The organism is Chryseobacterium lathyri, assembly GCF_003290185.1.
Lineage (GTDB): Bacteria > Bacteroidota > Bacteroidia > Flavobacteriales > Weeksellaceae > Chryseobacterium > Chryseobacterium lathyri.
In genome coordinates this window covers 1-17,782 of the sequence record NZ_QNFY01000007.1, presented here as the reverse complement: position 1 = coordinate 17,782, position 17,782 = coordinate 1, and the positions used below count along the sequence as shown (strand labels likewise).

Genomic DNA, 17,782 nt, shown 5'->3' with positions numbered 1-17,782 from the left:
CTTGCCCTTTGCAGAAAAGACAGCAAAGGGCATCGCTCAATACGATAAACCAAGTGCTTATTTTTCCTTTATAGGCTGAATGTAACACCTTGCTCAGGGCAGGTTGTTAAGATTTCACAGGGTCAGTTCCCTCCATCTTTCTTTATAAGCCGATCGAAATATGTTTGCAAATCTAAAAACAATTAGTCTACAAAACAAGTAGACTTTAAATTTTATTATGAAATATTTCCAAAAATTAACTTAATTTTTATTTAAAAACCCAATAAACAAGCACTTACAAATATTACATAATTGTTAAATATGAGAAATATCATTAATAATAATTGAATTGATATTTTATCCGATGCGTATCCGAAATATAAAAATGACGCTGGCAGTGGCAGCGTCATTTTTATTTTGAAATCAAATTTTAGATTTTACTTTTAAATCAAATTAATACAGCCTTTGGATGGATACAAAAACTTCCAACGTATTATCTAAATTATTGGAATCCGTAGTGGTATTCCCATTACCTGCACTGGTAAAAGATTTATTATCTATACGCAGTGCATAATAGACTCTATACCATTTGTTATCCGCAGTAGTAATGTCAAAAGTTACTGTTTCGTTTCTACCATAGGTAAGATAAACTCCATCATCAAACTGAGCATAATTATTTGGAAAGACCAATAGATTGCCCCCATGGGAGTCACCGGTATGGGTCGATACTTCAGAAACCCATACTTTTGCGTTGGCCGCCGTGATATTATAGAGACGGGGATCAAAATTCGTACTCGCCCCACTGGAATCAAATGCATTGGGAGAAGTAATGAAAGCATCAACTCTAAAAGTATTGTTGATTATAGGAAGATCATTAAGAAACTGGCTTAAAAGAAATGAGGCTGTTTTACGCGGAATTGAAGAATGGTAATATACCAGCTCCCCAGGAGCAATCACTGCTCCTGCCCCCACTGTTGCACTACAGCTCTGTCCTCCGATATTTATGGCAAAAGTGGTAAGTGTAGGACTGGAAACAGTAGGCACACCCGATACTGTATAGCTAAGAATTCCCGATCCTACATTGAAATTCCCTGCAGCTAATGTTGCAGTAAGCCCGTTTACAGGCCCTACAGTCTGCGCCGGATAAACGCCACCGTTTCCTCCGGTATAAGGAACAGTCATTGTCCCTGTATAAGGTGTTCCGGCAGTATAGGTTCCCGGTGAAAGCGTAACTCCGTTACAGGTAATAGCACCTAATGTTCCGGGAGCAAGAGAGCCATTGTTAAATGTTCTCCATTCCGTACCGTTCCAGAATACATAGCCTACATAACCAAGCCCTCCGGTTCCTAAATTATACACAAGCAGTCCTGCAGCCGGTGAAGGTATTGTAACCTGATCAGTCTGAGAGGTCAATGCTGCCTTCGGTCCCAGAAGTCCTTTTTTACTTCCAACCGCAAGCCCATCCACATTAATGTCCAGAATTGCAGATGCATCAGGTACTGTAGTGCCAACTCCTATACTTCCGGATGATGTCACCGTAAAATCATTGGATTGCTGTACAGCCGTTGGGGCCCCAGTTGCATTATTATCTTTTGAGCCGTCCACATGGAAAGTTCCTTGTGGATTTGCAGTATTAATCCCAACCTGAGAATAAAATAAACCCGAAATAATCATTAAAAATACCGATAGTTTTTTTTTCATTTTGAATTGTTTTTAATTAAAAAGTTGACAAATGATTTTTGGGAGCTCTGTTTCAAGCATTATCATTTGAGTTTTATAAGAATATTATGGTTTCAAGGACATATGGGCGGAGGCTCCATACAGAAGTACGGTCAAGGAAAAATGAGAGAATAAGATTTTCAAAAAAACAGTTTCTCTTTTCCATAAGAGAATTTTCCTACAATACCTTTTTATAGGCATCAAATATACATTTACCCGTTTCTCAAATCCTGAAGTGACTGTTATCTCTAAGGTGTATACGGTTTCCTTTATATTTTTTTCAATACTTTTGTTCCCGGCAGAACCAACATCTTTCCCATCCTGTGCAAAAAGAAATTCCGCCAGCATCAAAATACAGGGTAATTTTTTTAATAAAACATAGGAATTCATCTGATTCATCTTCGGGTACAATTCTATCGCAAAATTATCCTGATTATTAAATCAAAAAATAAAACGATAAATCACAATCTTGAAAATGATTTAAATTTTATATACCTTTGAAAACCAAAACACTAACACAATGAATTACCAGAATTCATTAACTTATTTTATTTAATACAAATTTCAGATGCCAGAAGTAAATACAACGAATGAACAGATAGAAAAGTTAAAGCATATATTGATGGATAGATATGCTATTCTTATGATGTTTGTTTTAGGATTGTATGCCGTTATTTTCACATTCTTTATTTATGACAAAATGATGTCCTGGTATTTAATTGGAGGATTATTTTTTTTCGCCTACAGCTATTCACTGGTAAGGAGAAAATATTCTATAGCCCAGATCGTGCATTTATATTTCATATCTGCCCCTATTTACAATTTCTATATTATGCTCGCCTTCTGGAATAATTCGGTGGCAAGCTTCTGCTGGCTCTTACCCATTCCTCTGGGTGCCTATATCTTTTTCTCAAAAAAAGAAGTGCTTGCCTATATTGCTTATACCTTGGTATTAATTATCACGGGGTATATTGCCGCCAATAATCTAAGCTTTACATTTCCGGAGCATACGCAGAAAGAAGTGATGCTTACGGATACAATTCTCTTTATTTCGAATATCCTAGTAGTCTCATTATTAATTTATTATAAAGATAAAATCAGGAAACTGGAAATATTGTCTCAGTTTAAAGCCGGAGGAATTCAAAAGGAAAAAGTACAGAGTATTGAACCCTCATGGGACGACGTTGACGGAGAAAGTATGGAAAATTTGTTTGAAAAAATAGAAATTACCATGACCAGGGATAAACTTTTTAAAGATGAAAAGTTCAATCTATCTAAATTAAGTGTAGCATTAGATGTCAATAGCACCTATATTTCCAAAGCCATACGCTACAAAGGCTATTCTAATTTTAATACTTACCTCAATATCTATAGAATCAACTATGTAAAAAAACTGTTTACAGAGATTGATTTTCAAAAAACCACTTTAATGTATATTTATACAGAAGCCGGTTTTTCTAATCAATCTACCTTTAACCGAGTTTTTAAACAGATAGAAGGAATCACTCCCTCAGAATATTTTCAGAAAAATCTGAAAAATAATCGTGAATAGTACTCTGTAGAAAATTATTTATCTTTGATTAAATTTTTTAAATGAAAATCCTTATCCTTAACGGCCCGAACCTTAATTTACTGGGAACAAGAGAACCTGAAATCTATGGAAATATTTCTATGGAGGATTATTTGGAAAAATTAAAAACTGAATTTCCATCTCATGAATTAAGCTATTATCAGTCCAACATTGAAGGAGAGATTATCAACAGGTTACAGGAAGATGACTTTGATGCTTTGGTAATTAATCCCGGAGCCTATACTCATTATTCGTATGCTATCTCGGATTGCCTGAAAAACATCAGAAAACTGAAAATAGAGGTTCATATCAGTAATATTTACAAAAGAGAGGAATTCCGTCAGAAATCTGTTACGGCAGCTAATACGGATGCGGTATTGTCCGGCTTTGGAATGGATGGGTACAGACTGGCGATTTTAAGCTTGAAATAATAAACAGAATTGCAATGTTTTTGGATAAGATGCTTCGGCTCCGCTCAGCATGACATTTCTGATATCATTAAAATAAAAAGCCTCATCGGGTGATGAGGCTTTTGCTGTATTAAGTAGTCTGCTGCTGAAGCTGTGGTCCTGAAGCAATTAACTTCTTCCCTTCTTCAGTATCGCAGTACTGTTCAAAGTTTTTGATATATCTTGTCGCAAGATCTCTTGCTTTTTCTTCCCATTCTGCAGCACTGCTGTATGTTTCTCTAGGATCCAGGATGCCTTCAGAAACATTTGGAAGCTGTGTAGGAATTTCAAGGTTCATAATCGGAACCTGAGTTTTAGGAGCATTTTCAATAGAACCGTCAATGATTGCATCAATGATTGCTCTGGTATCTTTAAGAGAAATTCTCTTTCCGGTTCCATTCCATCCTGTATTCACCAGATAAGCTTTAGCTCCATGCTCCTTCATTTTCCCAATCAATGTTTTAGAATACATGGTTGGGTGAAGGGTAAGGAAAGCTTCTCCGAAAGCAGGAGAGAAAGATGGTTCCGGTTCAGTAATTCCTCTTTCTGTACCTGCCAGTTTGGAAGTATACCCGCAAAGGAAGTGGTATTGTGCCTGGTTTTCATCTAAAATAGAAACCGGAGGCAATACTCCAAATGCATCGGCAGAAAGATAAACGATCTTTTTAGCATGTCCTGCCTTAGAAGGAAGGACAATTTTGTTGATATGATAAATCGGGTAAGATACTCTTGTATTTTCTGTGATAGATCCGTCTTTATAGTCAGCAATTCCGTTGTTTACCACCACGTTTTCAAGAAGTGCATCCCTTTTGATTGCTCTGAAAATATCCGGTTCTTTTTCTTCTGAAAGGTCAATAACTTTAGCATAACATCCTCCTTCATAGTTGAATACACCATTATTATCCCAACCGTGCTCATCATCACCAATCAGGAATCTCTTAGGATCCGCGGATAAAGTTGTTTTTCCAGTCCCGGAAAGACCGAAGAAAAGAGCTACATCACCTTCTTCACCTACGTTGGCAGAACAGTGCATGGAAGCCATTCCTTTTAATGGAAGGTAATAATTCATCATGGCAAACATCCCTTTCTTCATTTCACCTCCGTACCAAGTACCTCCGATGATCTGTAGTTTTTCAGTAAGGTTGAACATAATGAAGTTCTCAGAATTCAGTCCCTGAGCTTCCCAGTTCGGGTTGGTTGTTTTGGAACCATTGATTACTGTGAAATCCGGCTCTCCAAAGTTTTCAAGCTCATAGTGAGACGGACGGATAAACATATTAGTAACGAAATGCGCCTGCCACGCTACTTCTACAATAAATCTTACTTTTAATCTGGTATCTGTATTGGTACCACAAAAAGCATCAACGACATAGATTTTTTTAGCTTCAGAAAGCTGGTTCAGCACTAATCCTTTACAAGCATCAAAATTTTCTGCTGTAGTAGGAAGGTTTACTTTCCCATCCCAGAAAATTGTGTCTCTTGTAACATCATCCTGAACTATGTATCTGTCTTTAGGTGAACGACCTGTGAAAATTCCGGTTTTTACTGATACTGCACCAGATTCCGTAAGTTCAGCTTTCTCAAAGCCTTGATTTTCAGGAGCTACCTCAGCCTGATATAACTCTTCGTAAGACGGGTTATAGACGACTTCATAATTCCCTTTAATCCCTAATTTTTCTAAATCCTGGATGATTTTAGCGTGTTTCATTTTACTTATATTTTCTATTTCTTTATTGGGCTCAACAAAATTAATATTAATTATTTGTTAAAGGTGGTTTAAATATAATGATATAAGTCAGAATGACAAATAAAAAAACAGGATTGTAAATTATTGATTATAAATCAATTATATCACACCATTCGAAAACAGTATTGAAACCTTTTCCCCAAAAATAGTCCTCATAGCCGTGAAATTTGGCACTCATTACAAAATCTCCGCCCCAGGCTCCCAAACTTTTGACAAAAACGGGACAGTCTGAAAAAAACCTCTCCTTAACTGTGGGTATTTCAAGGAATTTTGAAATTTTTTGCTCATGAATCATCATCAGTTCAGAAAATTTTTCCAATTCATCGCATAACAAAACTTTTCTTGTGATATCCGAAAATTCTTCAACGAGTATCTGTGACTTTTGTTTTGACTTGTAAAAATTGATCCCTTCACGGCTGTCCTGCTTCTGATTTAGATGAATAAAAATCAGCTCATTTTTAAATGGTGGATTAAAGTCTGCTTTTTCATAGCTTACTTCAGGTTTACTTCTGAAAAGAACAGCAGATTTCTCTTTTGCAACCGCAATATCATAGCCGCTTCCGCCCAGACTTATGCTGTTGAGATGGAAAGGGTCAATATCCGCCCACTCTGAAAGATTGTTCATTAAAGTAGAACTGCTACCCAACCCGTAGTCTGCAGGGAACTGAAGATTAGTCTTCAGATAATAAGTATGATCGCTCTTAAATTTAGATTTAGAAAGCTGCTGAACATTTTGAAGGGTTCTCAGAATAAATTCAGCGCTTGAAGAAAGATTGGTTTCGAGGATCTGCCATTTTTTATAATCAATGACGGCCTTCAGCCATAATTTGTTTTGATGATGGGCTTCCCAAAAGATCAAGGATTTTTCGTCGTCTTTTTCATCAAAAAAAAACTCTTGTCCAAGCTTGGTTGGTACCGCCAGGACAAGAGCTCCGTCTATCGCGAAATATTCTGAAGTAAGCATAAGCTTTCCCGGTGAAAATATTCCGCTCATATTTTTTTAATTAGATTGCAGAAGCAACATCTACAGAAGCGTCAATTTTCTTGATCAATCCCTGTAGGGTTTTTCCAGGACCAACTTCTACGAAATTAGAGGCTCCGTCTTTGATCATATTCTGAACAGACTGCGTCCATTTTACAGGACCTGTAAGCTGAGCGATCAGGTTTTGCTTGATCTCCTCAGGATTAATCACGGCTGTAGTCGTAATATTCTGGTAAACCGGAATAGTTGCTTTTCTGAATTTTGTTTTTTCAATGGCTGCTGCCAGTCTTTCCTGTGCCGGTTGCATTAACGGAGAATGGAAGGCTCCATTTACAGGAAGTAACAAAGCTCTTTTTGCTCCTGCTTCTTTAAGCTTTATGCATGCTTCTTCTACAGCTGGCGTTTCTCCTGAAATTACCAATTGTCCGGGACAGTTGTAATTGGCAGGTACCACAATACCGCTGATCTGTGCACAGATCTCCTCAACTTTAGCGTCTTCAAGACCTAAAATTGCAGCCATAGAGCTTGGATTGGCATCACAGGCTTCCTGCATTGCTTTTGCTCTCTCGAATACTAATTTCAGGCCGTCATCAAAGGATAAAACTCCATTGGCGACTAAAGCTGAAAATTCTCCTAAAGAATGTCCTGCAACCATTTCGGCTCCAAGACCGTTCACTGCTTTTAAAGCAGCTACTGAATGTATAAAGATTGAAGGCTGGGTAACCTCTGTTTTCTTAAGATCTCCATCCGTACCATTGAACATCAAGGAAAGAATATCGAAACCTAAAATTTCATTGGCAGATTCCATTAAGTCCTTTATGTCTTTTCTAGAATCGTACAATTCTTTTCCCATTCCTACGAACTGAGAACCCTGCCCAGGAAATACAAGTGCTTTCATGTATTGAATTAAATATTATGCAAATATAAAGATAATGTTAAAAATATCCTTTTAAAAAGGCATAAATCGGTTAAGGAACTAATCTTATCACTCGGTAACCGGTGTTTACATAGGCCCCGTTTGCTTTAGATTTTACAAATTCAAACTTGGTAGCAAGCTGGGTCTGAACTTTATTCATCTGCTTAAAGATTTCTCCTTTTTTATTTTCTCTGGTCAGCATGTCATTCACGACATCAAAGCCTACGATGGCATATTTTGGAGGTATTTTGCAGTATTTACTTTTATAGGCAGCTAAGATTTCTTTCTCGAAACTACCATCTGCATTAATCTTTCTGTCCATCAGATACACAAGGCTTGCCTGGCTCAGCTCATCTACTTTCTTCTCGAAAACAGGAGAATAGTACATGCTGAATGCTTTTACTCCCTGTACTTCTTTGGAAAGAGCAATTGTTTTATTGGCAAAAGCTTCTCCGGCAGCATCGTTATCGCTGGCCAGAATTGCAATAACCGGAGCGGATTGTCCTGTCATCATATTCTGATCCAACTGAATTTCTGCGGGAGAGTTCACTACCATTATATTTGGATTTTTAACTGCTTTTTCAAGACCTCCTTTAATGTAGTTTGCAATTTCTTTTTTGCTGTCTGCCACTACATATATTTTCTGATCCGAATATACCGCTTTTACTTCTTCAACAATTTTATCTGCATAGGTCTGGTCATTGGTTTCAACGATGATCAGGTTATTATAATTGTAGAGTTCGGGAGAATTCGCAAAAGGTGCTACAACCGGTATTTTCTGATTTTTGGTAAAATCAAGAACATCAATCACATTGGATTTAAAGAATGGGCCGATGATAAGGTCTGTATTATCCGGATTGATCTGCGCCATTGAATTTTTAAATGAGGCTTCGTTTCCTGAATCCACAATTTTGATATCAAGCTTCTGACCGCCTCTTGCATTTCTTTCAATCGCCAGTTTAGCTCCGGTAAGGAAATCCAGCGCCATTGCTCTGTACTGGGTTTCGTTGGTACTGTATCCGAAAGGAAGCATTAAAACAACGCTCAATGCATCTCCACTCTTTTTCACGTAAGCCGGATCCTGCTTTTTGATCTTTAAGACCATTCCGGTTTTCAGTCCTTTGGAAAGATCGGGATTCAGAGCAATCAGCTCATCGATTGAAACACCGAATTTATTAACGATAGAGAATACAGTATCTCCCTGCTGAACGGTGTAGGTAACGTAATCATCTGCCACAGCAGTTACAGTTGCTGTAGATTTTTCGCTTCCTGAATCTATTTTTGTTTTCGGATTTACGGGTTCGGAAACCACAGCTGCATCCGTATTTGTTCTTTTTATTTTGATGGTTTCGCCCGGCTTAAGGCCTTTTTCTTCCAATCCCGGATTCAAGACAAAAAGTTCCTGCTGGCTAATTCCAAACTGTTTTGTAATTCTGTAATAATTATCTTTTGACTGGATCACATACGCTTCTCCTTCTGCAGGTGTTGTAACTGCCGCGGATGTCTCTGTATGAGTTTCTGTAGATTTAGTAACTACAGCCGCAGGAACCGCCTGCTGTTCTCCGCCATACTTTTTGATACTTTCAAGAGGTAAAGTGATCTCATCCCCTATTTTCATATGGGCGTCAAGTTCCGGATTCAGCTTTCTTAAATCGGTTTCAGAAATACGGTATTGTTTTGTAATTCCGTAAATCGTTTGTTTAGGCTGAAGAATAATTTTTCCAACCTGAGCATTTGCATGACCTGGTTTTGCTTTTTCCACGACTGCAGGTTTGGCAGCCGGAGCAGTATGCTTTTCAGCTTTTACCATAACCACGTCTCCTATGGCCAGCTTACCGTCTTTGAATTTTGGGTTCAGCTTTAGCAGTTCATCTACAGTAATCCCGTATTTTTTTGCAATATTATAAGGATTGTCTCCTTTTACAACGGTGTGCGAGTTCTGGGCAGATACCCCCAAAACCATACATAAACTGGACAAAATAAAAAACCTTTTTATCATACTCGATAATTATAATTTACAAAAATACTTCTTTAAAATTAAATGGCAACAATTATTAATTTGGATTCTTGAACCACCATTTCTTCCCAACAATTTTCAAGCCATGAATAACCATAGTCTGAAAAGAATACGCTAAAATTATAGACTCTTTCCTGCCATGTTTTTGAAGGATGAACATCTAAAAACAGGTTTTCCAGTCTTTCGAGCAGCTCCCCTTGCTTTATTTTTTCTGCATGCAAAAGACGTTTTTTCATTCTTTTAAATGATTTCAACTGTCTTACTTCTTCTGCTTTTACCATGTTCCCAAAAGAGCGTTCTGTAGTTTCTGCTATCGTTTTTAGTTCGGAAAAGCTTTTTTCTAAAAATCTTTCTTTTTCTTCCAATATTGATAATACATTGCTGTCTTTTAGGATTTTCTGATTGGTAATAGCAGTGAAATTCCCAAAAAAATCTTCGATATTCAGGTCCAGTTTTTCAATTTTCCCAACTGTTTTTTCTTTAATGAAAAGCATGGAGTTCCTTGGAATTAAAACAGGAAAAGGAATATTGACTGCTGCAAAATAGTCTTTAAGTTCCAGCCAATACATGATTTCTGCATTTCCCCCGATGTAAGCAAGGTTAGGAAGTATTTTTTCCTGATAAACCGGCCGCATTAAAGCATTCGGGCTGAATTTCTCAGGATGGCTTTCCAGCTCATGAAGTATTTCTTCCTGCGTAAATCTTTTATTGGTGTCTACTGCAATATATTTTTCACCGTCAAAATCGATTCTGTCTCTGGTTTCAGAAAGATAAAAAAGATTAATATCACGGGGATTAACCTGTACTTTTCCGTACTTTTCTGTCAGAAAACTTACTTTTTCTTTTGAATTCTTTTGTAAGCTGAAATTCAGCAGCTCATCTTTGAAAATATCTTTGATCTGGCTTTTAAGTTCTTTGGAATCACCATCAATAATCAACAGTCCAAATTCAGAAAAAAGTCTGTTCACTAAAATTTTAATAGCTTCTGTCAATGTATTCCCAGGCTTATAAGCTTCTTTCATCATTAAAATCAGCTCTGTTCCGAATACGGAATCTTTAAATTCTTTTTCAAATTCAGAAATAAAGAATGTATCGCTGATCGTTATCCTACCTACCGGTCCACCGGACTTCTCGTTGATTTCGTAATAATTGTGTTCTGTTTTAAAATGGTTGATCTCTGCAAAATCATGATCTTCCGAGGCCATCCAATATATAGGAACAAAATTAAAATCCGGGAAATTTTCCTTAAGATAAGTACAGGTTTTAATGGTCTGTAAAATTTTATAGACGAAAAAAACAGGTCCCGAAAAAAGGTTCAGCTGATGTCCCGTGGTAATAGTAAATGTATTGGGCAATTTTAGATTTTCCAGATTTCCTTTCTGTTTTGAAGAAAGGGTAAGTTCTGAAAGCTGCTTTTCCAAAACATCAGAAAGAATATTTCTCTGATCCTGTGTAAAAGAATTCTGTTTGAGATGAATCTGATCTTTAAAGTGATCTAAAGAAAAGGTATTTTTTTCAAAGCCTTCAATTTTCTGATTCAGGAAATCTTTTACCAGTTGTGGAATGCTTTCTATATCATTAAATGATATCTTATTTATTGTTTTCAACGTTGTTTTTGCTTTTAGTTGAACAAATACCACACAATACCAATATTCAATCTAAAATCGTAAACCGGATAGTGTGGAAATGCGTAAGCTTTATTATTGGAAATTACCGTTCCTATCTGCTGGCCTTCTACATAGAAGAACATTTTTTTAACCTTCATGTTAATATACAGATCTACAATAGGCTGTCCTCCGATAGAAAATGAATTGGCATCTGGCAGAATATATTCGTTTAAAATCGGGAAGTAATCTCTTGAGGCAAATTTTGAGAAATAATATACCTTCAAACCTGCCTGAATTTCCGCCGCTTTTTTAAATGCCTGGCTTTGGAAGAAGAAATTGGCTCTTCCTATAAAACTAGGCATTGGAAGAAGTTCTTTATTCGTCAAAGCATTTTGGAAATGAAGCCTTGTATTAAGATGAAATTTACCATAACTAAATGTAGCATCTCCCCCGATTTGGGAAATGTTCAATGAATTGCTACTTTGTTCCGGCGCTCCATCAGCATTGAAATAGGTGTAATTATCTATTCTGAAATAGTTGGCAAAAATTTCTGTTTTGAACCATTTTAGATTAACACTTCCCCCAATCTCTGTTACAGTCTGATTCTTTGCATTCTCCAGATAGTAGTTGTATTTATTGTAAACGGAAGTATTTAAAAGATAATTAAATGACGGATAAGCACTTTGAAAATTTACTTTTGCATTCACAAAATAATCTTTCACCGGCTCAAACTTTATGTTATTGGCAGTTCTTAGATAACTCCCGAACTGGCTTCCATTGGAAAATTCTAAAAAGGATTTCAGCTGGAACTTATCCCAAAGTTTCACCTGAAGATTTCCTACCGCTCCAATTCTATTTTCTTTAAATTCGCCAGGAAGAGCAACTCCATTTACAATCGCAATGTCTCTCACTCCAAATTTCAGCATCTGATAACGTACTCCACCATCAAGCTTGAATTTTTCATTATTGAAAACAAGACTTAATGTATTGCTGAAGTTATCCGAATATTTTTTTGTGGTAAGAGGAAAACCGTTGGTTAATTCTGAAACGTTATCATACCAGTAAGGTTCTACTGCTCCCTGATTATAAAAATATTTATTACCCTGATGAGACAACGTATGTCTTATACTGAATGGAAATTTTTCTGAATTGAACGGTGTAAACTGATGACTCAGATAGTATCTTCTGTATGAGTACTGAGAACTTGATGAAGCCAGATTAACCTGAGCATTTTGCCTGTTCTTATAGTTGCTGTCACCATTCTGAAAAAGCTCATCTTCTGTGATTCCTCCACTTTCCTGATTGTTGACATTCTGATGAAGATAATGAGCAAACAATTCATAATTTCCACTCTTGGAAACATAATGTCCGGAAAATAAAGTATTGTTATTCGACGCTAATGAATTTCTATAAAATCCCTGGGAACGAAGTCCCATATACTCAAGAGCAAAATTAAACCTTTTCCCAATATTCTGGGTATAGGTAGATTTCAATGCGGCACCATTTTTCATGGCAGTATGGTAAATGAAGGCGGCAGTAGGTGTTTTTACATCATAATATTTTACATCATCAGCTCCGATGATCATATATGACTTGTTGGAAGGAAGTAAGGCCAGGTTCTGCTCCGGATTCACTTCATACACCAAAGGATTGAATCCTGCTCCTATATTGGCTACCTGAGCTCGACCAAAATTATCTGTATTGTTATATTGTGAAAAGATATGGGTCTTATCAAAAGTCAGTACGGTATCAAAAATCTTCTTCTCAGAAAATTGGGTCTGATACTGATAATCATTAATAGTAGGCTTAAAGATTTTCAGTGAATCTTTTTTACCGGTGTCTATGACAAGGGTGTCTTCTTCTTTTTGCGGGCTTTTAATATCTGTTTTATTAACGACCTGGGCTTTCGCTACAAAACCTAAGAAGATTATTATAAAGAGGATGTACTTCATTATTCATTTTTGTATGGCAAATTTAATAAAAAAAAAGCGGTCTCAATTTTGAGACTGCTTTTTACTTAAATAAAAAAGAGACTGTCTTTTAGACAGCCTCTTTATATTTATTAGAAGTTAGGATTATTTAAAATTTCCTCTTGTGGAATTTTTAAAGATACCCTGTCATCATTATAAGGGAATGACTGACCTACATAGAACAAGTGGTTTGATCCTCTTGTAACTGTAGCTTTATTTCTCTTGAATGCTAAGTAAGATTTACCTTCACCCCAGAATTCTAAACGAGTATTTTTATAAATCTCATTCTGTAAAGCAGTTCCGCTTAATGCATCAATATATGAAACATCTGTCATTCTATTTGTTAAATAATTCTTCAGAATTGTTTTAGCTTCAGCTTCTTGACCTGATTTAGCTAGTGATTCTGCTGCTAGTAAGTAGAACTCATCAACTCTCATATAGATATAGTCTGAAGTAATCTGTCTTTGTCCTTGTACAACTCTGTTTGGATCAAAGAATTTATTCCCTGGATAGTTTTGTGCTGGATTTGTTACAACAAATTGATTTCTTCTGATATCATCAGCTCTCATGCTATTATATAACCCTAGATCCATTCCTTTTCTAGTTCCAACAGAAGCATAACTATATGTGAAAACATCTACCTGCCCCCACCAGCTTACTAGGTCTAAACCATTAACAACCTCGATATCGAAGCCCCACATCCAACTTGGAGTCTCTAAAGAGTTAAATCCACCACCACTAGGCGTTGCACCTGGAGCCTGAACCATTCTTACAGCCTGAGTTTTAGAAGTTACAGGGTATCCATAATTAGCAATAATATCTTTAGATACGGTAGCAGCCTGTGCTGATTGTCCTGTAGCAGCATAAGCATAAGCTAAAAGACCTTTGGCAACACCCTGATCAATCATTCCTTTATTCGCTCTTTCGAAACCTTCCAAATATTCAACAGCCTTATTCAAGTCACTTATAATAAGATCATATACTTGCTGTTGAGAAGATTTAGGAGCTGCTGGCATTTGTGACTTTGTATATACTGGTATTGCAGCTTCCGATGGATTATACCCTTTCGTGTACAACTGCATTAGGTAGAAGTAAGCATAAGCACGAAGAGCTTTTGCTTGTCCCATAGCGTACTTATCCTCATCACTAGCTGGCACAGAGTCTGTTCCACCAAGTCCATCAATTACATCATTTGCTCCTGCAATAACTCTGTAATAATATCTCCATGGCTTATAGTTTACTGTATTGGTAAAGTCAGCCTGAGCTGCCATATTAGCTATATTTACATACCACCCGTAGCTTGTTGCTTCAAGTGCCATATCCTGTGAAAGTAGGTCACTATAAATATCATACCCTTTCTGACCAAAATCATCATGATCCAAATCAGTTCCCCCAGTTCCTGTATTGATCATCATCAAATACAAACCGTTTAATTTCGTTTGTACAGGTGCATCTCCTACAGTCTCAGTTGGTGTACTTTCAAGAAATTCTTCGCGACATGAAACAGTTAGGGTCGCTAATGCTATACTTAATAATAATATCTTTTTCATTTTATTTTCTTGTTAGAAGTTAATTTTTGCTCCAAATGTAATAGTTGATAATGGTGCATAAGCGTAAGTACTACTACTTCCAGTTTCTGAAACACTTGGATTAAACCCTTTTCTCTTACTTGCAATCCATAGGTTATCCCCGCTCACAAATAAGTTGAAACCTGTAATACCGATTGATTTTACAAAATCTTGAGGAAGATTATATCCTAAACGAACGTTATTAAGAGCAAGATAATCTGACTTAACCAAGAATCTGCTTGATCTTGATGCAGTATTAACATCAGCTGCATAGTTTGAAGACATTCTTGGAACATCAGTAATATCTCCAGGATTTTGCCATCTGTTTAAAATATCTTTATGCCAGTTGTTAGTTCCGATTACACCGTTACCCATTAATCCAGCATATAGTCCATCATATGAATAACCTCCTAAGCTGTATAAAAACTGTACGCCTAATGTAAATGATTTATATCCGAAATCAAGATTAAATGCTCCTCTTACATCTGGTATAGCAGATTTATCTAAGAATTTCTGAGTCGCCTGAGAATACACTTCAGTAACACCCGTTCTTATATCTGCATTAGGATTTTGAGATTGGTATTCATAAAGTGATGTAATTTGCTCACCAACATCAAAAGTTCCATTTCCGTTATTATCGGTATAGTTTACATACCACTGAGCAGCACCAGTCGCAGAATTAACTCCTGCATATTCTCTCATATAATAATCATAAAGAGACTTTCCTTCAGCTCTACCAAAGCCTGCTTCAGATAAATCAAGAATTTTTCTTTGTCCTGAACCAGCATCCATTGGCATTCTTGTAAGTTTATTACGTAAGAGCTCTCCATTTACACCAAAGTCAAGGAACATATCTTCTTTATTAATGATATGAGCTTTTAAAGTAAACTCAATACCTTGGTTTACTAGGTTTCCATCATTAACTTTCAAAATTGCATTACCTGTAGATGGAGCAAGTCTGTTATCAAAAATCAGGTTATCAGTAGTTCTGTGGTAGTAATCAACGTCAAGTTCAATTGCTCTGTTTTTAAACAATCCTAATTCCACACCTGCCTGGAAGATTTTAGCTTTTTCCCAAGTTAACTCAGGGTAACCACTTCTGTCATATGTAGCTCCAGGAAGCCCCATAAAGTTTCCAGGGTTATATACATTATATCCAGGATAGTAACCTACTCCGGCCTGATCCCCTACCGTACCAAAACTTCCTTTTAACTTTAAGTTAGTGATGATTTTGTTATCTGATAAGAAATTTTCTTTGGTTACTAACCATCCTAAACCTGCAGAAGCAAATGTATCCCATTTGTCATTCAAGAATCTTGAAGATCCATCTCTTCTTACTGTTCCGTTAAAGAAATATTTCCCTTTGTAATCATATGTTAATTGACCAAAGAAACTCTCAAGAGCATAGCTGTTCAGATATGAGCTTGATAAAGATTCACCAATTCCTAAATTTAATTCAGGAATCATATCGATAATATTTGGTCTTCCTGCCGACATGAACTTCTGTTCCCAGCTGTTATTTTCATGAGCAACAAAAGCCATAATATTATGATCACCAAACTTTTTACTGAATCTTAACAACTGTAACCAGTTATAAGACATCAATTCTGTTTTAGTTTTATAGATATACCCATTTTGACTAGCTGCATTACCATAGAAAGGATTATCTACCTGATCATTACTATTGTTATAATACTGACCCCCAATTCTTGTTTCAAAGCTTAAGAATTTAGTGATGTCAGCTTTCAAGAACATGTTAGCATTGATCTCGTGCTTGTAGAATTTGTTAAGATTGTTCGTTGCATCTGCTATTGCATTTGTTAATGCTCCAAAACCTCTTCCTCCTTCACCATAATCAAACTGATTCCCTCCAAAATGAGGATCAGGAACTTTATTTCCTGCTGCATCACGTAAGAATAAAGGATAAATTGAAGGGATGTTATCTACGAACCAGAAGATACTTCCTGAGTCACTGCTTTGTCCATTTCTGTTTGCTTTTGAATAGGCATATCCTAAGTTAAAATCCCCTTTCAACCAAGGTCTTGCCTGGTGGCTTAGGTTTAATCTTCCGGTATATCTTTCAAAGTCAGAATTTATAGAATACCCTTTATCACTTAGGTAACCAATATTAGTATAGTATGTTGTTTTACCTGTACCTCCACTAATACTTAAATTATTTTCTGTTCTTGCAGAAGTTTGAAAAGCATAGTCTTCCCAGTTTTCCGGATCGTATAATCTATTAGTTCCAGGTCTAACCTGTCCTGTAGTTGGATCAATCAACTGAGCAGCTGAAACTCCCCACATATTATAATTTGGGCTAATACCCGCATTACCAAAAAGGTTATTATTTGCGTATGCAGTTGGATCAGCATTGCCTAATAATCTACCACGGTTTCTCATAGCTTGCCAGCTTAATCCAATATACTCCTCTGGAGATTTTATTGTTTCATATCTTGGAAGCAATGCCATGTTGAAACCTACTTTAGATTCAAGCTGGATAACAGATTTATTAGATCTTCCTTTTTTAGTATTAATAACTACAACACCATTAGCACCTCTTGCTCCATAGATAGAGGTTGCAGTAGCATCCTTAAGGATCACCATATTTTCAATATCCTCAGGGTTGATTGCACTAACATTCCCTGTATATGGCATTCCATCTAATACATATAGTGGACTTCTGTTTCCACTAACGGATCCAAAACCTCTGATACGAATTGTTGCATCTGTACCAGGTTGTCCTGAAGTGTTAATAACTCTAACACCAGCAGCTTCTCCTGCAAGTGCCTGGCTAACACTAGATACGTTTTTTGAATCAATCGACTTAGCATCTACTTTAGATGCAGTACCCACATAAGTTTCCTTTGGAACCTGGCTATAACCAATTACAACAACTTCTTCAATTGCTGTTTCTGTAGTTGCTGTATCTCCAGGCTTCTGCTGTGCGTAAGCAGCTTGCCCAAGAAAGAACAAGGCACCTGCACTTAATACACGTAGTTTAACATTCATATTAACAAATTTTAATATATTTAATTCGCAAATATGTTAATAAATATTAACACTCGCAAGTCTTTCATGTATATAAAAATTTGCTTTTTTCTTAATAGTGTTTTTAAAGATTTAGCGAAATAGCATAGTTTAAATAATTATATCAGCTTTATTTGTATAAATATTATTTTTTCATGCTTGTTATTTTTTTTAACAAATTATTACCAATATAAAAAATATTATTTAGAATAATTATAAATTAAATTATTA

General features: G+C 36.3%; 11 protein-coding genes and 1 riboswitch. Of the genes, 2 read left to right on the top strand and 9 right to left on the bottom strand.

Annotated elements, in window-relative coordinates:
• Positions 1-54: 54 nt before the first annotated feature.
• Positions 55-151: riboswitch (SAM riboswitch) on the bottom strand.
• 281 nt (positions 152-432) lie between these two features.
• Positions 433-1,680, bottom strand: coding sequence for a hypothetical protein (locus DRF61_RS11005; RefSeq protein WP_111956945.1), 1,248 nt, complete (start codon positions 1,678-1,680; stop codon positions 433-435).
• Positions 1,681-2,266: 586 nt separating this feature from the next.
• Here DRF61_RS11005 and DRF61_RS10995 point away from each other — a divergent pair.
• Together DRF61_RS10995 and DRF61_RS10990 are read left to right on the top strand one after the other, a co-directional pair.
• Positions 2,267-3,250 (top strand): helix-turn-helix domain-containing protein, encoded by a 984-nt coding sequence (locus DRF61_RS10995; RefSeq protein ID WP_111956941.1) that lies wholly within the window; start codon positions 2,267-2,269, stop codon positions 3,248-3,250.
• Positions 3,251-3,291: 41 nt separating this feature from the next.
• Positions 3,292-3,699 carry a type II 3-dehydroquinate dehydratase gene (locus tag DRF61_RS10990; protein ID WP_111956939.1) on the top strand — a complete coding sequence of 136 codons (408 nt, stop codon included), beginning with the start codon at positions 3,292-3,294 and terminating at the stop codon, positions 3,697-3,699.
• Positions 3,700-3,808: 109 nt separating this feature from the next.
• Here DRF61_RS10990 and pckA read toward each other — a convergent pair whose 3' ends face one another.
• The 8 genes from pckA to DRF61_RS10950 form a co-directional block, all read right to left on the bottom strand.
• Positions 3,809-5,425 carry a phosphoenolpyruvate carboxykinase (ATP) gene (gene pckA, locus DRF61_RS10985; protein WP_111956937.1) on the bottom strand — a complete coding sequence of 539 codons (1,617 nt, stop codon included), beginning with the start codon at positions 5,423-5,425 and terminating at the stop codon, positions 3,809-3,811.
• 127 nt (positions 5,426-5,552) lie between these two features.
• Entirely contained in the window at positions 5,553-6,458 is a 906-nt protein-coding gene (locus DRF61_RS10980) for a GYDIA family GHMP kinase (protein ID WP_111956935.1), read from the bottom strand.
• A 10-nt stretch (positions 6,459-6,468) separates the two neighbouring features.
• Positions 6,469-7,344 carry an ACP S-malonyltransferase gene (fabD, locus tag DRF61_RS10975; RefSeq protein WP_111956933.1) on the bottom strand — a complete coding sequence of 292 codons (876 nt, stop codon included), beginning with the start codon at positions 7,342-7,344 and terminating at the stop codon, positions 6,469-6,471.
• 70 nt (positions 7,345-7,414) lie between these two features.
• Positions 7,415-9,361: an amino acid ABC transporter substrate-binding protein gene (locus DRF61_RS10970; protein ID WP_174772314.1), complete on the bottom strand. Its 1,947-nt coding sequence runs from the start codon at positions 9,359-9,361 to the stop codon at positions 7,415-7,417.
• A 38-nt stretch (positions 9,362-9,399) separates the two neighbouring features.
• Positions 9,400-10,986 (bottom strand): bacillithiol biosynthesis cysteine-adding enzyme BshC, encoded by a 1,587-nt coding sequence (gene bshC / locus DRF61_RS10965; protein ID WP_111956929.1) that lies wholly within the window; start codon positions 10,984-10,986, stop codon positions 9,400-9,402.
• Positions 10,987-11,000: 14 nt separating this feature from the next.
• Complete coding sequence (locus DRF61_RS10960; RefSeq protein WP_111956927.1) at positions 11,001-12,938, bottom strand: putative porin; 1,938 nt, start codon at positions 12,936-12,938, stop codon at positions 11,001-11,003.
• A 110-nt stretch (positions 12,939-13,048) separates the two neighbouring features.
• Entirely contained in the window at positions 13,049-14,506 is a 1,458-nt protein-coding gene (locus tag DRF61_RS10955) for a RagB/SusD family nutrient uptake outer membrane protein (RefSeq protein WP_111956925.1), read from the bottom strand.
• Between the two features lie 12 nt (positions 14,507-14,518).
• The gene (locus DRF61_RS10950) at positions 14,519-17,533 is read right to left on the bottom strand and encodes a SusC/RagA family TonB-linked outer membrane protein (protein WP_111956923.1); all 3,015 of its coding nucleotides are present in this window, start codon (positions 17,531-17,533) and stop codon (positions 14,519-14,521) included.
• Positions 17,534-17,782: the final 249 nt, after the last annotated feature.